The 14,027-nt window shown below is 58.8% G+C and carries 14 protein-coding genes; 7 read left to right on the top strand and 7 right to left on the bottom strand.

Translation table 11 applies throughout. The annotated features are described in order from the left end of the window. Positions 1-58: 58 nt before the first annotated feature. Together ACI514_RS20040 and ACI514_RS20035 are read left to right on the top strand one after the other, a co-directional pair. Complete coding sequence (locus ACI514_RS20040; protein WP_160056105.1) at positions 59-466, top strand: response regulator; 408 nt, start codon at positions 59-61, stop codon at positions 464-466. 166 nt (positions 467-632) lie between these two features. After that, the gene (locus tag ACI514_RS20035; RefSeq protein WP_122598066.1) at positions 633-914 is read left to right on the top strand and encodes a DUF3509 domain-containing protein; all 282 of its coding nucleotides are present in this window, start codon (positions 633-635) and stop codon (positions 912-914) included. Positions 915-1,090: 176 nt separating this feature from the next. Here the strand turns inward: ACI514_RS20035 and ACI514_RS20030 are convergent, their stop codons facing one another. Both ACI514_RS20030 and ACI514_RS20025 read right to left on the bottom strand, forming a co-directional pair. Next, a complete protein-coding gene (locus ACI514_RS20030) occupies positions 1,091-2,071 on the bottom strand; it encodes a TIGR02285 family protein (RefSeq protein ID WP_405122255.1) in 981 nt (326 codons plus the stop codon). Beyond that, positions 1,998-3,197, bottom strand: coding sequence for a CaiB/BaiF CoA transferase family protein (locus ACI514_RS20025; RefSeq protein WP_405122254.1), 1,200 nt, complete (start codon positions 3,195-3,197; stop codon positions 1,998-2,000). The genes ACI514_RS20030 and ACI514_RS20025 overlap by 74 nt, the downstream gene beginning before the upstream one ends. 146 nt (positions 3,198-3,343) lie before the next feature. Here ACI514_RS20025 and ACI514_RS20020 point away from each other — a divergent pair, with 146 nt between their 5' ends. The 3 genes from ACI514_RS20020 (at position 3,344) to ACI514_RS20010 (ending at position 7,011) form a co-directional block, all read left to right on the top strand. After that, positions 3,344-3,886 (top strand): YaeQ family protein, encoded by a 543-nt coding sequence (locus ACI514_RS20020; protein WP_160056109.1) that lies wholly within the window; start codon positions 3,344-3,346, stop codon positions 3,884-3,886. 55 nt (positions 3,887-3,941) lie between these two features. Beyond that, entirely contained in the window at positions 3,942-5,651 is a 1,710-nt protein-coding gene (recJ, locus tag ACI514_RS20015) for a single-stranded-DNA-specific exonuclease RecJ (RefSeq protein ID WP_160056111.1), read from the top strand. A 253-nt stretch (positions 5,652-5,904) separates the two neighbouring features. After that, positions 5,905-7,011: an NADH:flavin oxidoreductase/NADH oxidase gene (locus ACI514_RS20010; RefSeq protein WP_095119340.1), complete on the top strand. Its 1,107-nt coding sequence runs from the start codon at positions 5,905-5,907 to the stop codon at positions 7,009-7,011. Between the two features lie 208 nt (positions 7,012-7,219). Here ACI514_RS20010 and ACI514_RS20005 read toward each other — a convergent pair whose 3' ends face one another. Beyond that, the gene (locus tag ACI514_RS20005) at positions 7,220-8,848 is read right to left on the bottom strand and encodes a glucan biosynthesis protein D (protein ID WP_099758089.1); all 1,629 of its coding nucleotides are present in this window, start codon (positions 8,846-8,848) and stop codon (positions 7,220-7,222) included. Positions 8,849-9,240: 392 nt separating this feature from the next. On the opposite strand from ACI514_RS20005, the gene ACI514_RS20000 reads away from it, so the two are divergent. Further along, on the top strand, positions 9,241-9,426 hold the full coding sequence (locus ACI514_RS20000; protein WP_007908956.1) for a hypothetical protein: 186 nt from the start codon (positions 9,241-9,243) through the stop codon (positions 9,424-9,426). Here ACI514_RS20000 and ACI514_RS19995 read toward each other — a convergent pair. Both ACI514_RS19995 and ACI514_RS19990 read right to left on the bottom strand, forming a co-directional pair. Then, on the bottom strand, positions 9,423-9,629 hold the full coding sequence (locus ACI514_RS19995; protein ID WP_160056115.1) for a hypothetical protein: 207 nt from the start codon (positions 9,627-9,629) through the stop codon (positions 9,423-9,425). The two genes, ACI514_RS20000 and ACI514_RS19995, sit on opposite strands and share 4 nt — an antisense overlap. Positions 9,630-9,712: 83 nt before the next feature. Continuing rightward, complete coding sequence (locus ACI514_RS19990; protein WP_160056117.1) at positions 9,713-10,219, bottom strand: Bro-N domain-containing protein; 507 nt, start codon at positions 10,217-10,219, stop codon at positions 9,713-9,715. A gap of 437 nt (positions 10,220-10,656) precedes the next feature. On the opposite strand from ACI514_RS19990, the gene ACI514_RS19985 reads away from it, so the two are divergent. Beyond that, positions 10,657-10,821, top strand: coding sequence for a hypothetical protein (locus ACI514_RS19985; RefSeq protein WP_160056119.1), 165 nt, complete (start codon positions 10,657-10,659; stop codon positions 10,819-10,821). On the opposite strand, the gene ACI514_RS19980 is transcribed toward ACI514_RS19985, so the two are convergent. Together ACI514_RS19980 and ACI514_RS19975 are read right to left on the bottom strand one after the other, a co-directional pair. Continuing rightward, positions 10,818-12,302, bottom strand: a complete 1,485-nt coding sequence (locus ACI514_RS19980) for an APC family permease (protein WP_405122253.1) — start codon at positions 12,300-12,302, stop codon at positions 10,818-10,820. The two genes, ACI514_RS19985 and ACI514_RS19980, sit on opposite strands and share 4 nt — an antisense overlap. Before the next feature lie 220 nt (positions 12,303-12,522). Then, positions 12,523-13,947 carry a gamma-aminobutyraldehyde dehydrogenase gene (locus ACI514_RS19975; RefSeq protein ID WP_405122252.1) on the bottom strand — a complete coding sequence of 475 codons (1,425 nt, stop codon included), beginning with the start codon at positions 13,945-13,947 and terminating at the stop codon, positions 12,523-12,525. Positions 13,948-14,027 lie beyond the last annotated feature (80 nt).

Here is a 14,027-nt window from a genome sequence, read left to right as displayed (position 1 = left end):
GCCCTAGAGTGACAACCACTGCGGTGAGAGTCCGCGATTGTCGCTTCAGAGGCCGCTTATGCGCTCGCTTAAAGTCCTGATACTTGAACCCAATCCGTTCCAACTGATGGCATTGCATCAAATGCTCAATGCCATTGGTATCTATGACGTACTGACGGCGCCGTCGCTGGCCTCGGCCCTGTCTTCACTGGGCCATCGCGGCGTGGTCGATATCGCCATTTGCGATCCGCAGCTCAAGGGCGGCGATGGCCTGGCGCTGATCCATCATCTGGCGGTTCAGCAGGAGGCACGCGCGCTGATCCTGCTGGGAACGGTCGCGCCAAGCCTGCTGAACGATCTCGAACCCTTGCTGAGCGAGCATAGAATGCGGCTGTTGGGTCGCCTGCAAACCCCAGTGTCGGCGGTACTGATGCGCGGTTTGCTCGACAGCTACGTGATCGCCGCTTCGCCACCCGTGCGGGTTTGACGGGGACGGTTATTTTTCTGTCATCTTCGGCGTGCATGCTCTGACAGACCGGTGACACTCCAGGAACGGGGCAGTCGGTATGCAGAACTTTCTTCTCGGGCCGGTGGTCATTTATTGTGAACACGCCCCAGGCACACAGTTTTCGGACTATTGAGTGGAGATCGAGATGGAAAGTATCAGTCTATTGCTCGGTGAGGCTCTGAGCCCGTATCAGGTTTCGTTGTCTCCAAGCGGTTCCCATGGCGAATGCCTGGTGACCTTGAAGAACAGTCATGGCGCCATCGTGGTGGAACGCGAATTCAATCAGGCACAACTGACCGACAAGCGTCAGTTGACCGATGTCGTTGACGGCTTGCACCGCGACGTTCTGATCGCTGAAGGACGGCTGGAGCCTTGTGTGATCGCGGCCTTGCGCAACGCAGCACTGGACAAACGTGCGGCGCTGTAAAGATGAAATATTTTTTGTGGGAACCTTCCTGCATCCCTGTCAGTCAGACCACGTAACAGCAGGATCAAGCATTGTGCTCCGGTGCTTGTCGCTTGCTGCTACGGGTCTTTATGTAGGCCACGTTTAACCCCGAGTCGTCTCCCCACTTCTCGGGGTTTCTTTTGTCTGCGATTTGCCTACTGCGCGGCTTGGCGTTCGAAGAATGTGCGGGCCTGTTCCAGATAATCCTCACGTCTGTCAGGGTCCAGCCATGCGGCGTAGAGCTGGTTCAGGTGTTCATGCGGCAGGGTGCGCAGCAGCTGATTGATCTCGCTGATGGCCTGGCGGCCCTGCGTGGTGTCGGAACAGGCGACGTAGCCTGACAGATACTTGCCGTTGCCCCGAATCGGATAGAACTCCAGTTCATCTTCATTGATCTGTGCCTGTTTCGCCTGATAGCGAATCTCCGGCCAATAGCCCAACACCACCTGCAACCGCCCGAGACGCTGCATCGACAGCAGATTGGTCAGCGCATCGTTGCCGTAATGCGCCGTCAGCGCACTGCTGGGCGCTTGATGCAAAAGGGTGTCGATGAACTCACCGTAGCTGCGTTCCGCCACCACACCGACTTTGCGTTCCGTATCGGCCAGCAGCGCCGACAGATCCACTTCATCGTCGACCAGATACGGTTCGAGCACCGAGCGATCTTGCTGGCGCACCACCAGGCCGTTGCTCACGGCGCGAATTGCCGGGATCGAATACGCGACCCACTGCGCGCGCTCCTTGTTCCACAGCAGCGCGGGGTCACAGGCAAACGGGTTTTCGTGGAGCATCTGCAGACCACGGGCGCGATTGACCCGCATCAGCGTGTGTTCGTACTGCGGCATGCCGGCGATCAGCAACGGCATCAGTTGGTCGATCACACCCTGGCCCTTTTTCGGGCCTTCGAAAATGGTCAGCGGCGGCAAGTCTCGCAGCAGCCAGATCAGCGTCGGTTTCGCCTGCGCTCCGGTCGACAGGGCGAGTAAAAACAATAGGCCGAACAGGCGCCATGTCCACCAATGGTGGGCGCGGTTGGCGTGCGATGTCTGCCGGCGCTTCAGCTTAGATGGCTCCGTCTTCACGCAGCTTGGCGATCTGTCTCTCGTCGTAGCCAAGGTCGTGAAGTACCTGCGCATTGTGTTCACCCAGTTGCGGTCCGACCCATTCTGAACTGCCCGGTGTCTCAGAGAGTTTCGGCACAATGCCCGGCATCTTGAAATCTTTGCCGTCGGGCAGTTTGGCGTGCAGGAACATCTCTCGGGCCAGGTACTGCGGATCGTTGAACATGTCCTCGGCACTGAAGATCCTGCTGGCCGGTACCTCGGCCTGATTGAGCAGGTCGAGCACGCTTTGCAGCGGCAGCGAATTGACCCAGCGATCAATCACGCCATACAGTTCGTCGCGGCGATTATCGCGCCCGTCGTTGCTGGCCAGTGTCGGATCGTTGGCGAGGTCTTCGCGACCGATGATCAGCATGAAGCGTTTGAAGATCGCATCACCGTTGGCGCCGATCTGCACATGCTTGCCGTCAGCGCTGGTGTGAATCGAAGAGGGCGTAATCCCGGGCATGATGTTGCCGGTGCGCTCGCGGATAAAACCGAACACGTCGAACTCCGGCACCATGCTTTCCATCATTGCGAAAATCGCTTCATACAGCGCCACATCGACGACTTGGCCGAGGCCACCGTTGACCTCGCGATGACGCAGCGCCATCAGCGCACCGATCACGCCCCACAGCGCAGCTATCGAATCGCCGATGGAAATGCCGGTGCGCACCGGCGGACGGTCCTCGAAACCAGTGATGTAGCGCAAACCGCCCATGGACTCGCCCACCGCACCGAAGCCCGGCTGATCCTTCATCGGCCCGGTCTGGCCGAAACCGGAAAGGCGCACCATCACCAGTTTCGGGTTCAAGGCGTGCAGGGTTTCCCAGCTCAGGGCAAGCTTTTCCAGCACGCCGGGGCGGAAGTTCTCGATGAGGATGTCGGCTTCGCTGAGCAGTTTTTTCAGGATCGCCAAGCCGTCAGGGTGTTTGAGGTTCAGCGTCAGCGACTTTTTATTGCGCGCCTGAACGAACCACCACAGCGACGTGCCTTCGTACAGTTTTCGCCATTTGCGCAAGGGATCACCGCCGTCTGGCGACTCGATCTTGATCACTTCGGCGCCGAACTCGCCGCAAATGCGCGAGGCAAACGGCCCGGCAATCAATGTACCCAATTCAATGACTTTCAGACCCGAGAGCGGTTTGCTGGTGAACGGCATGCGAAATCCTGTAGGACAAGGCGGAACGGATACAGCGTTTTAACATAGCCGGCTGTCAGACGCCGCAGCTTGATCGCCATCAATTCGATGATTGCCTACCGCATCGGTTAGACTTGCCGACTTTCCTCGTATCAAGAAGCCCGTTCATGGCCCAGCCGTCCACTACCTACAAATTTGAACTGAACCTCACCGACCTCGACCGCAGTGTCTACGAGAGCGTCAAGCAGACCATCGCCCGTCACCCTTCGGAAACCGAAGAGCGCATGACCGTGCGCCTGCTGGCCTACGCCCTCTGGTACAACGAGCAGTTGTCATTCGGCCGTGGTCTGTCAGACGTGGATGAACCTGCGCTGTGGGAAAAGAGCCTGGACGACCGTGTTCTGCACTGGATCGAAGTCGGCCAGCCAGACGCCGACCGTCTGACCTGGTGCTCGCGTCGTACCGAACGTACCAGCCTGCTGGCCTACGGCAGCCTGCGCGTTTGGGAAACCAAAGTGATCCCGGCGATCAAGAACCTGAAGAACGTCAACATCGCAGCAGTCCCGCAAGAAGTGCTGGAAATCCTGGCCAAGGACATGCCCCGCGTCATCAAGTGGGACGTGATGATCAGCGAAGGGACGATCTTCGTCACCGACGACCGTGGTCAGCACGAAGTCCAGTTGCAATGGCTGCAAGGTGAGCGCGGCTGATCCTGCGCCCTCAACTGATTAATCCCCCGTATTAAAGAGAAGTCTCCGTCACCCCATGCGTATCGAACCTCGTCAACTGCCCGAAACTCTGCCTTTTCTCGGTGATATTCCGCCGCTGCTGACCCGCCTGTATGCGGCGCGGGGCGTGCAATCCGAGGCAGAGCTGGACAAGAGTCTGGCGCGGTTGATCCCGTTCCAGCAACTCAAGGGCATCGACGCAGCGGTGGACCTGCTGGTGACGGCGCTGGAACAGCGCCAGCGCATCCTCATCGTCGGTGACTTCGATGCGGACGGTGCGACGGCCAGCACTGTTGGCATGCTTGGCTTGCGTCTGCTCGGTGCAGCACATGTCGATTATCTGGTACCGAACCGCTTTGAATATGGCTATGGCCTGACTCCGGAAATCGTCGAAGTTGCGATGACCCGCGAGCCGCATTTGCTGGTCACCGTGGACAACGGCATCTCCAGCGTCGAAGGCGTGGCTGCCGCCAAACGCCATGGCCTGAAAGTGCTGATCACCGATCACCACTTGCCCGGCGATGAACTGCCACTGGCTGATGCGCTGGTCAACCCGAACCAGCCCGGTTGCGAGTTCCCGAGCAAGGCGCTGGCCGGCGTCGGGGTGATTTTTTATGTGCTGATGGCGTTGCGCGCGCGTTTGCGCAGCCTCGGCTGGTACGAGAACAAGCCGCAGCCGAACATTGGCGAACTGCTTGATCTGGTGGCGCTGGGCAGCGTCGCTGACGTGGTGCCGCTGGACGCCAATAACCGGATTCTGGTGCATCAGGGCCTCGAACGAATTCGCGCCGGTCGCGCACGGCCGGGCATCAAAGCGATACTTGAAGTCGCCAAGCGTGACGCTGCACGCATTACCTCCACCGATCTCGGTTTCATCGTCGGCCCGCGGCTGAATGCCGCCGGACGGCTGGATGACATGAGTCTGGGCATCGAGTGCCTGCTGACCGGCGACGCCAATCTGGCCCGGGAAATGGCCGCGCAACTCGACGGCATGAACCAGGATCGTAAATCCATCGAGCAGGGCATGCAGCGTGAAGCGCTGGCGCAGCTCAAGGACTTGCCGGTGGAGTCGATGCCGTTTGGTCTGTGCCTGTTCGATCCGGAATGGCACCAGGGCGTGATCGGTATTCTCGCGTCGCGGATGAAAGAGCGTTACTTCCGTCCGACCATTGCCTTTGCTGATGCCGGTGATGGTTTGCTCAAAGGCTCGGGCCGTTCGGTGCAGGGCTTCCACATTCGTGACGCGTTGAGCGTGGTGGCGGCGCAGCATCCAAACCTGATCGCCAAGTACGGCGGCCACGCAATGGCGGCCGGTCTGACCTTGCCGCAGGAGAATTTTCCGCTTTTCGCCGAGGCCTTTGACGCTGAAGTGCGTAGGCAACTTCGCGAAGACGACCTGACCGGGCGCATGCTGACCGATGGCACGCTGGCGGTTGAAGAGTTCCACCTCGAACTGGCCCGCGCGCTGCGTCACGCCGGGCCTTGGGGGCAGCACTTCCCGGAGCCGCTGTTTCATGGCGTGTTTCAGTTGGTCGAACAGCGGGTGGTCGGTGAACGGCATTTGAAAGTGGTGCTGAAGAGCGAGTGTGGCTCGGTGAAACTGGACGGTATTGCGTTTGGGATTGACCGGGATATCTGGCCGAATCCGACGATCAAGTGGGTTGAGCTCGCCTATAAGCTCGACGTTAACGAGTTTCGGGGTAATGAGACCGTTCAGTTGATGATTGCTCATATCGAACCGCGCTGAAGATCAAAAGATCGCAGCCTTCGGCAGCTCCTACATAGAAGTGCGCTCTGTAGGAGCTGCCGCAGGCTGCGATCTTTTCTTGAATTTCCCCCGATCCCCCGTTGTCGACTAGGCTCTAAGCACTGCTTGATTGGCCTTGTGACGTCTTGTCGAATTTTTTGCCCGCGGGGGCGGGTGCTGCACCTTTTTCCTGTCACTCGTCGACTATTCAAACAGAACCCTGGAGCCTGCCCACTGATTTGAGAGGTGCCCCATGAGTCTGCTGCTTGAACCCTTCACTCTTCGTCAACTGACCCTGCCCAACCGCATCGCTGTATCACCGATGTGCCAGTACTCCAGCGTCGACGGTCTGGCCAACGACTGGCATCTGGTGCACCTCGGCAGCCGCGCGGTGGGTGGCGCCGGCCTGGTATTCACTGAAGCCACGGCGGTCACCGCCGATGGGCGAATCACCGCCGAAGACCTCGGCCTGTGGAACGACGAACAGATCGAACCGCTGCAACGCATCACCCGCTTCATCACGTCTCAGGGCGCGGTTGCCGGCATTCAACTAGCCCACGCCGGGCGCAAGGCCAGCACCCATCGGCCGTGGATTGGCAAGCATGGCAGCGTCAAACCCGATGATGGTGGCTGGACCCCGGTAGGGCCGTCACCGATTGCCTTTGACCCACAACACACGCAACCGAAACAGCTGGATGAAGGGCAGATCGCCGACGTTATTCAGGCCTTTGTCGATGCCGCCAAACGTGCGTTGAAGGCGGGTTTCAGTGTGGTTGAGGTGCACGCGGCGCATGGTTATCTGCTGCATCAGTTTCTTTCGCCGTTGAGCAATCAGCGCCGCGATCAATATGGTGGCTCTTTTGAAAACCGTATTCGGCTGGTGCTGCAGGTTACCGAGGCGGTGAGGGCGGTCTGGCCTGAGGAGTTGCCGGTGTTTGTCCGCGTATCCGCCACCGACTGGGTGGAGGACGGCTGGAACCCGGACGAAACCGTAGAGCTGGCGCGACGCCTGCACACGTTGGGCGCGGACCTGATCGATGTGTCGTCGGGCGGGACAGCGGCCAACGCGGAAATTCCGGTTGGGCCGGGTTATCAGACGCGTTTCGCCGAACGTGTGCGTAAGGAGTCAGGCATCGCCACAGGCACCGTGGGAATGATTACCGAGCCGGCGCAGGCCGAACACATTCTGCGCACCTGTCAGGCCGACATCATCTTCCTCGCCCGCGAGTTGCTGCGTGATCCGTACTGGCCGCTGCATGCCGACGATGATCTGGGCGGGCGCAAAGCGGTGTGGCCGGCGCAGTATCAGCGCGCGACTCATCGTGATCAGCCGATTCATGAGTCTGATTTGCGCGATTGAGTCAGTCGCAATAAAGCAAAAAGCCCCGGTCAGTGATGGCCGGGGCTTTGTTTTTGGAAGGTGTTTTTGTGCTGACTAGGCGGATGCTATCGCGAGCAGGCTCACTCCTACAGTTGATCTGCGTCGAACACTGATTTTGTGAACGACATATCTCCCCTGTAGGAGTGAGCCTGCTCGCGATGAGGCTCAATCAGACGCTAGAGAACCCTCAAGGGTATTTACGCTTGTCCGGCGCCGGCGGGAAGTACTGGTACAACCAGGTCTCGCTCAACGTGCGGTCATTGGTGCGAATGAACAAACGCAGCTCCACCGGCTCAACGCTGTCACTGGTCGGGTACCAGTCAAACAGGATCCGGTAACCCTTGATGTCATCCAGCACCAGCACGCTGAAGTCCTGCACCTTGCCGTTCGAGCAGGTCACCACCGGCTCGATCCCGGTGCCCTGCGGCAGGCGATCCAGACCACCGCCGGTGAAGTCCACGGCGAAGCGACGGGCCCAAACCGGCGGATAATGCTCGCCCGGGGCCCAACCTTCGGTGAAACCGCCCATGCCGGAACGGGTCGCGTGCACCCGTGCCAACGGCGTACCCACTGGCGGCAATGCGCTCCAGTAAAGCTTGTAGCCATAGTTCAGCGAATCGCCGGCAGCCACCGGTTTTTTCGGTGTCCAGAACGCGACGATGTTGTCGAGGGTTTCCCCGGTTGTAGGAATTTCCAACAGATCGATAGAGCCTTCGCCCCACGCCGTGGTCGGTTCGACCCACAGGCTCGGACGCTTGCTGTACCAGTCGACGGTGTCCTGATAGTTGGCGAATTCATGATCGGTCTGCACCAGCCCGAAACCTTTTGGATCGGTGTCGGCAAACGCATTGAATTGCAAGGTCGCCGGGTTGTTCAGCGGACGGCAGATCCACTCGCCGTTGCCGCGCCACATCGCCAGACGATCCGAGTCGTGGATCTGCGGGTGGATGGTGTCGCACATGCGGCGCTCGTGGGTGCCGCAACTGAACATACTGGTCATCGGCGAAATGCCCAATTGCTCGATTGCCGTGCGCGCATTGATGTGCGCATCGACTTCCATCACCACGCGCTCGGCCTGGCAATCAATGTCGAAGCGATAGGCGCCAGTGGCACTCGGCGAGTCGAGCAGGGCATACACCACAAATCGGGTGGCGTTCTTGTCCGGTGTCTCGAACCAGAACTTGGTGAAGTCAGGGAATTCTTCGCGTTTTTTCGCGTACGTGTCGATCGCCAGGCCGCGCGCCGAGAGGCCATATTGGCCAGTGGCGTCTACCGCACGGAAATAGCTGGCGCCGAGGAACGACAACACATCGTGACGATCCAGCTCCGGCGCTTTGAACAGCTTGAAGCCGGCAAAACCGAGGTCACCCTTGAGCTGCTGGGTGTCGACTGAAGTGTTTTCATAGTTGAACAGTGCCGGGCGGAAATGCACTTCGCGGGCAGTGCGCGTCTTGGCGTCGACGCTGTACATGCGCACCGGCTGACGGAAGCCCATGCCGACGTGGAAGAACTGCACGTCGAGTTGGCCCTTGTTCTCCTTCCACAGCGAATGCTCGCCGTCGTAACGGATCGCATTGAAGTTCTGCGGGGTCATGGTCGCCAGGGTCGGCGGCAGCACCTGTTTGGTGTCCTGATAGGCGCTGCCAGCCAGTTGCTTGGCCTGGCGCTTCAGCGCTTCGAAGTCGAAGGCCTGAGCCTCGCCATCGGCGGCGCCGCCATTGGCCGCCCACGCGCGGCTGGCCAGCAGGCCAGTGGCCGAAAGACCGGTGTAAGCCGCAATGGCCATGGACGCTTTGAGCAAATTCCTGCGGTGCATAAATACAACCTGTCGTGAGCAATCCCGCGCCGTTCCTGGCACGTGCTGGATCAGAAATAACGGTTCGGACAAGCCTTCGGCCAAACGCAACGGACTATTAACAGATGCCCGCTAGCTTAAACGGTTCGCTCGCAATGCAAAATTCGTTGATTCACCGCGCCAGTGTGTCAATGAAACAAGACATGTCGGTTAAATATCTGACAGGGCATTCTGATTTACACGGCATATCTGCTTTTTTCGACTAATTACTCTAAAAACCGCTTTTCAGCGCCGATTTAATTTCTATTCTATGGGCATGACCGGTGCTGACCGGTAGGGCACACGGCGCTGCTGTAAGGGGCAGGGCGATGTGGTGGTTTAGCAATTCTTTGAAGTATTGAAGGACATCGTCCATGGCAAAAATACAAGGGATCACCGACATGTTGGGCATCTTTCCCTGCCTCGGCAGCGGCCGCAAAAGGCGTCGGCTCAGCTCTGACGAAGTAAAACTGGTGGAGCGATATCGGGAGCTTTCGGAGAACGACCGGATTGCGATGCGGTATCTGGTGGATGCGATGCGGAGTGTTTCGCGGTTTTAACGCTGGGGTGGGCACCGTGAAAGCCATTTGGCTTTTACGGTGGCCAGGTCAATCAAATTGCCCGCGTCGGCATCGGTGATGCCGACGTGAATGGCTTTCTGAAGCTCGGCATTGTCGTTTAGTTTCAGGTAAGAGATCGCAAAGCTTTCATCACAGGGAATGACTTCCTCAATCTGAGGAGGTTTGAGAAAAGTTCTACTCATCTGAATCAACTCGCTAGAGGGGACGCGCTAAACCTGTGGCGAGGGAGCTAGCTTCCTCGCCACAGGTTTTTTGTTTATGAGCCTTAGCTGCAAGTGCTCAGAACCGGAGACGGCCGCTGGCCGCGCATCAACTCCGGCACATCCCGCCATTTGACCCACGCCTGCTGTTGCCAGTGCAGCAGCGGCACGGTAACGCCTGCCCAATGCATTGAGCTCAAGCTCGGGTGGTTTTCCACAGGGCTTGATTGGGTTTCGCGCAGCATCGGGATGACTTCATGGCTCAGCCATTGTCGCAGGTGTCGGTTTTCCGGGACGAAGTGATGGACGAGCAGGGCGAACAGGCCAGACTCGCTGACCATCGCGCAATCGATGATTTCGCCGTCCCGACGCAGAAGGACATGGCGACGCTGATCGGGATCGAGTTTCAGGGTGAGGCGTTCGTTCAGGGGGTAACCCATCAAGCGACCGAGATCTTGCACGCAGAACCAGGCTTCGTGGTCTTGCATGAAGGCGTGGAGGAAGCGGTTGTGGCGGGTGAAGGCGGTGGGGGTGAAGTGCGTTGAAGGTGGATTCTGGATTTGCGTAGACATGTAGTGACTTCCGTTTCGAGTTGGAAAGTCGCCACCAATTCTTCGAAAAATTGGGTGGCGAGCCGAGTGGCGTTCGAAGTCGGGTTACTTCCTGTCGAAACGGTAAAGCCGGAAGGCCCGCGCCACACGGCCCGCCATAAAGCAGAACTGAAGTTGTGAAAAAGCCGCAGTTCAATGGAGGGCATGCAAGCACCGTTTTGACAGTTTCCGGCTTCGACCCCGGATCGCTGAATTAACAGCGACGGGATAAAGCCTATCGGTCAGGCGCTTGCGGCGACAAGTCTACCCTTTCGCCACACATCGTAGGAAATGGGGCTTTTTCAGGCAGGTTGTGTCTGTAGGAAATTCCTGTTTTTTTAGATTCCGCTGCTAAACCATCCCTGCACCGAAGATTTTCCTTTATGAGTTAGCAATCGGGAAAAGGGAGAAGCAATTCTGTGAGCAAAGATGAAGCGAAGGGTAAAAAGAGAAAGGTGATCGATCTGGATCGCTTCGAAGCTGTTAGAGGTAAAGCCGATATCAAATGGCGTACTGATGAATTGATGACAGTGCTTCGAGGAGACCCCGGAATCAAATCTCGATTCCGGGGTGATTCTTCTTAGCGACTCACCTTCCAAGCATCCCCAGCCGGCGCCTTCCCATGGTCATACGGCTTGCCAATCCACATATAAACCAGCCCCAAACCAATCACGATGGCCGTGCTCAATACCATCGCATAGTTCACGTACCACGCCGCATCCGGCGTACGTGGCCAGGCCATGTTGATGATTGCGCCAACGCCATACACCAGCGCGCCGATGTTCACCGGCCAGCCCCAGGCGCCGAGGGTGAATTTGCCGCTGGGTTTCCAGCCTTTGCTACGGGCGTACAGCGCGGCCAGGACGATCATCTGGAACGCGAGGTAGATGCCGATGGCGGCGAAGCTGACGATGGTGGCCACGGCGTCTTGCAGGAAGAAGCCAAGGGCGATGATCAGTGCCGGCAGGACGCCAGACACGAACAGTGCGGCAACCGGTACTTGGGTGGTAGGAGAAATCTTTTTCAGCAGTCGGCTGCCGATGACCATTTCGTCCCGAGCGTAGGAGTACAGCAGACGACTAGCCGCGGCCTGTAGGCTGATGACGCAGGAGATGAAGGAAATCATCACCACGCCCATCACCACTTTCGAACCGACCGGGCCGAAGGCATTGTTGAGGATGGTGGTGACCGGGTCTTTGTCGGTGCCGTTGATCACGGCTTGCATGTCCGGCACGGCGAGGATCAGCGCCAGGCAGGCGAACATCGCCGCGATGCCGCCGATGTAGATGGTCATGCGCATGGCCACCGGGATTTTCGCGCTCGGGTTCGGGGTTTCTTCGGCGACGTCGCCGCAGGCCTCGAAGCCGTAGTAGAGGAACATCCCCGCCAGCGATGCGGTGAGGAACGCCGGCAGGTAAGAGCCATCGACGCTGATGTCGAAGGTGTTGAACAGCACGCTCAGCGGTTGATGGCGTTCGAACACCAGCAGGTAAACGCCGACGATCACTGCGCCAACCAGTTCGCAGAGGAAGCCGAACATGGCGATGCGCGCCAGCACTTTGGTGCCGCTGAGGTTGACCAGTGTGGCGAACAGGGTCAGCACCAGGGCGATGACGATGTTGGTGTTGTTGCTTGGCTCGAAACCGAGCATGGCAGCCAGGTACGGGCCAGCGCCGACGGCAACGGCAGCGATGGTGACGCAGAGGGCGATGGAGTAGATCCAGCCGACCATCCATGCCCATTTTTTACCGACCAATCGGCGTGCCCAAGGGTAAACACCGCCGGAAATCGGGAACTGCGAAACCACTTCGCCGAAGATCAGGCAAACCAGCAACTGGCCGCAAGCGACCAGCAAGTAGGCCCAGAACATCGGTGGCCCGCCGGCGGTGAGGCACAGGCCGAAGAGGGTATAAACGCCTACGACCGGTGACAGATAAGTGAAGCCCAAAGCGAAGTTTTCCCACAGGCTCATGCTGCGGTTGAAGTTCGAGGTGTAGCCCAGTTGGCGCAGTTGTTCGGCATCGCTGTCGGCAACGGCTGTGGCGAGATCGGGTGAGGAACTCATGTGTGATTGCTCCGTGAAATCGGCAGATTTCGGATGGCCGAGGCCGTGGCGGGGCTTTGCGGGCGCCGCCCGGTTCGGTAGTTATTGTTTTGGGATCCTGGTGGTGCGTAATCCCGGTTTCCTTTCTGAAACCGGGGTGACTCCTTCGCGAGCAGGCTCGCTCCCACAGGGGATTGCATTTCAATGTGGGAGCGAGCCTGCTCGCGAAGCTTTTAAAGACTTAGTGCTTGAACATCACATGCCGAACCGTGGTGTAGTCCTCCAGCCCATACATGGACATGTCTTTCCCGTAACCGGACAATTTCTGACCGCCATGGGGCATTTCGCTGACGAGCATGAAGTGCGTGTTCACCCACGTGCAGCCGTACTGCAAACGCGCCGACATGCGATGCGCGCGTCCTACATCCGCTGTCCACACCGAGGACGCGAGTCCGTAGTCCGAATCGTTGGCCCATTCCAGTGCCTGCGCTTCATCGGTGAACTTGGTCACGGAAACCACCGGCCCAAACACTTCGCGGCGGACGATCTCGTCGTCCTGCTGGGCATCGGCCAGCACGGTCGGTTCAAAGAAGAAGCCGTTACCGTCAACAGCCTTGCCACCAGTGATCAAACGAATGTGTGACTGCGCCACAGCACGCTCGACAAACCCGGCAACACGGTCACGATGTTGCGCGGTGATCAAAGGCCCCAGCTCGGTCGACGGATCATCCTGCAAGCCGTATTTGATTGTGCTCACCGCCGCGCCGAGCTTCTCGACAAACTTGTCGTAGATGCCTTGCTGCGCATAGATCCGGCACGCGGCAGTGCAATCCTGCCCGGCGTTGTAGAAACCGAAGGTACGAATACCTTCCACCGCCGCATCGATATCGGCGTCGTCGAAGATGATCACCGGCGCCTTGCCGCCCAACTCCATGTGCATACGTTTGATGCTGTCGGCGGTGCTGGAAATGATGTTGGCACCCGTGGCGATGGAGCCGGTCAGCGAAACCATGCGCACTTTCGGATGGGTAACCAACGGACTGCCAACGGTAGGACCGCGACCAAATACCAGATTGAGTACACCAGCCGGGAAGATTTCCGACGCCAGTTCGACCAGACGCAACGCGGTCAGCGGCGTTTGTTCCGACGGCTTGAGCACCACGGTATTACCCGCGGCCAGCGCCGGGGCGATTTTCCAGGCGACCATCATCAGCGGGTAGTTCCACGGCGCGATGGAGGCAATCACGCCGACCGGGTCGCGGCGGATCATTGAGGTGTGGCCGGACAAGTATTCGCCGGCGGCCGAACCGCTCATGCAACGGCTGGCGCCGGCGAAGAAACGGAACACGTCGGCAATCGCCGGAATCTCGTCGTTGAGCGCGGCGCTGTAGGGTTTGCCGCAATTGGCGGATTCCAGTTTGGCCAGTTCTTCGCCGTGGACCTCGATGGCGTCGGCGAGTTTGAGTAGCAGCAGCGAACGGTCTTTCGGTGCGGTTTGCGACCAATCGGCGAAGGCGTTATCGGCGGCGCGCACGGCGGCGTCGACTTGGGCTTCGCTGGCTTCGTTGATTTCTACCAGGACTTCGCCGCGCGCCGGGTTAAGCACCGGTTGCGCCGGGCCTTCGCCGTTGACCAGTTGGCCGTTGATCAAGAGTTTGGTTTGCATGTCTGTTGTCCTCACTAACGCTTTTATTGTTCTGCCGAAACCGAACCCATGTAGGAGCTGCCGAAGGCTGCGATCTTTTG

The organism is Pseudomonas sp. M20, assembly GCF_045037865.1.
GTDB lineage: Bacteria > Pseudomonadota > Gammaproteobacteria > Pseudomonadales > Pseudomonadaceae > Aquipseudomonas.
Note: the sequence above shows the minus strand (reverse complement) of the source record. Positions and strands in the feature narration are given on the sequence as shown.

Bases quoted from the DNA above. Each gene is read 5' to 3' on its own strand.
- ACI514_RS20010 (WP_095119340.1), top strand. From the start codon at position 5,905: ATGAGTCTGCTGCTTGAACCCTTCACTCTTCGTCAACTGACCCTGCCC.
- ACI514_RS19995 (WP_160056115.1), bottom strand. From the start codon at position 9,629: ATGAGTAGAACTTTTCTCAAACCTCCTCAGATTGAGGAAGTCATTCCC.
- ACI514_RS20040 (WP_160056105.1), top strand. From the start codon at position 59: ATGCGCTCGCTTAAAGTCCTGATACTTGAACCCAATCCGTTCCAACTG.
- recJ (WP_160056111.1), top strand. From the start codon at position 3,942: ATGCGTATCGAACCTCGTCAACTGCCCGAAACTCTGCCTTTTCTCGGT.
- ACI514_RS19990 (WP_160056117.1), bottom strand. From the start codon at position 10,219: ATGTCTACGCAAATCCAGAATCCACCTTCAACGCACTTCACCCCCACC.
- ACI514_RS19980 (WP_405122253.1), bottom strand. From the start codon at position 12,302: ATGAGTTCCTCACCCGATCTCGCCACAGCCGTTGCCGACAGCGATGCC.
- ACI514_RS20025 (WP_405122254.1), bottom strand. From the start codon at position 3,197: ATGCCGTTCACCAGCAAACCGCTCTCGGGTCTGAAAGTCATTGAATTG.
- ACI514_RS19975 (WP_405122252.1), bottom strand. From the start codon at position 13,947: ATGCAAACCAAACTCTTGATCAACGGCCAACTGGTCAACGGCGAAGGC.
- ACI514_RS20005 (WP_099758089.1), bottom strand. From the start codon at position 8,848: ATGCACCGCAGGAATTTGCTCAAAGCGTCCATGGCCATTGCGGCTTAC.
- ACI514_RS20000 (WP_007908956.1), top strand. From the start codon at position 9,241: ATGGCAAAAATACAAGGGATCACCGACATGTTGGGCATCTTTCCCTGC.
- ACI514_RS20035 (WP_122598066.1), top strand. From the start codon at position 633: ATGGAAAGTATCAGTCTATTGCTCGGTGAGGCTCTGAGCCCGTATCAG.
- ACI514_RS20020 (WP_160056109.1), top strand. From the start codon at position 3,344: ATGGCCCAGCCGTCCACTACCTACAAATTTGAACTGAACCTCACCGAC.
- ACI514_RS20030 (WP_405122255.1), bottom strand. From the start codon at position 2,071: ATGCGCAGGTACTTCACGACCTTGGCTACGACGAGAGACAGATCGCCA.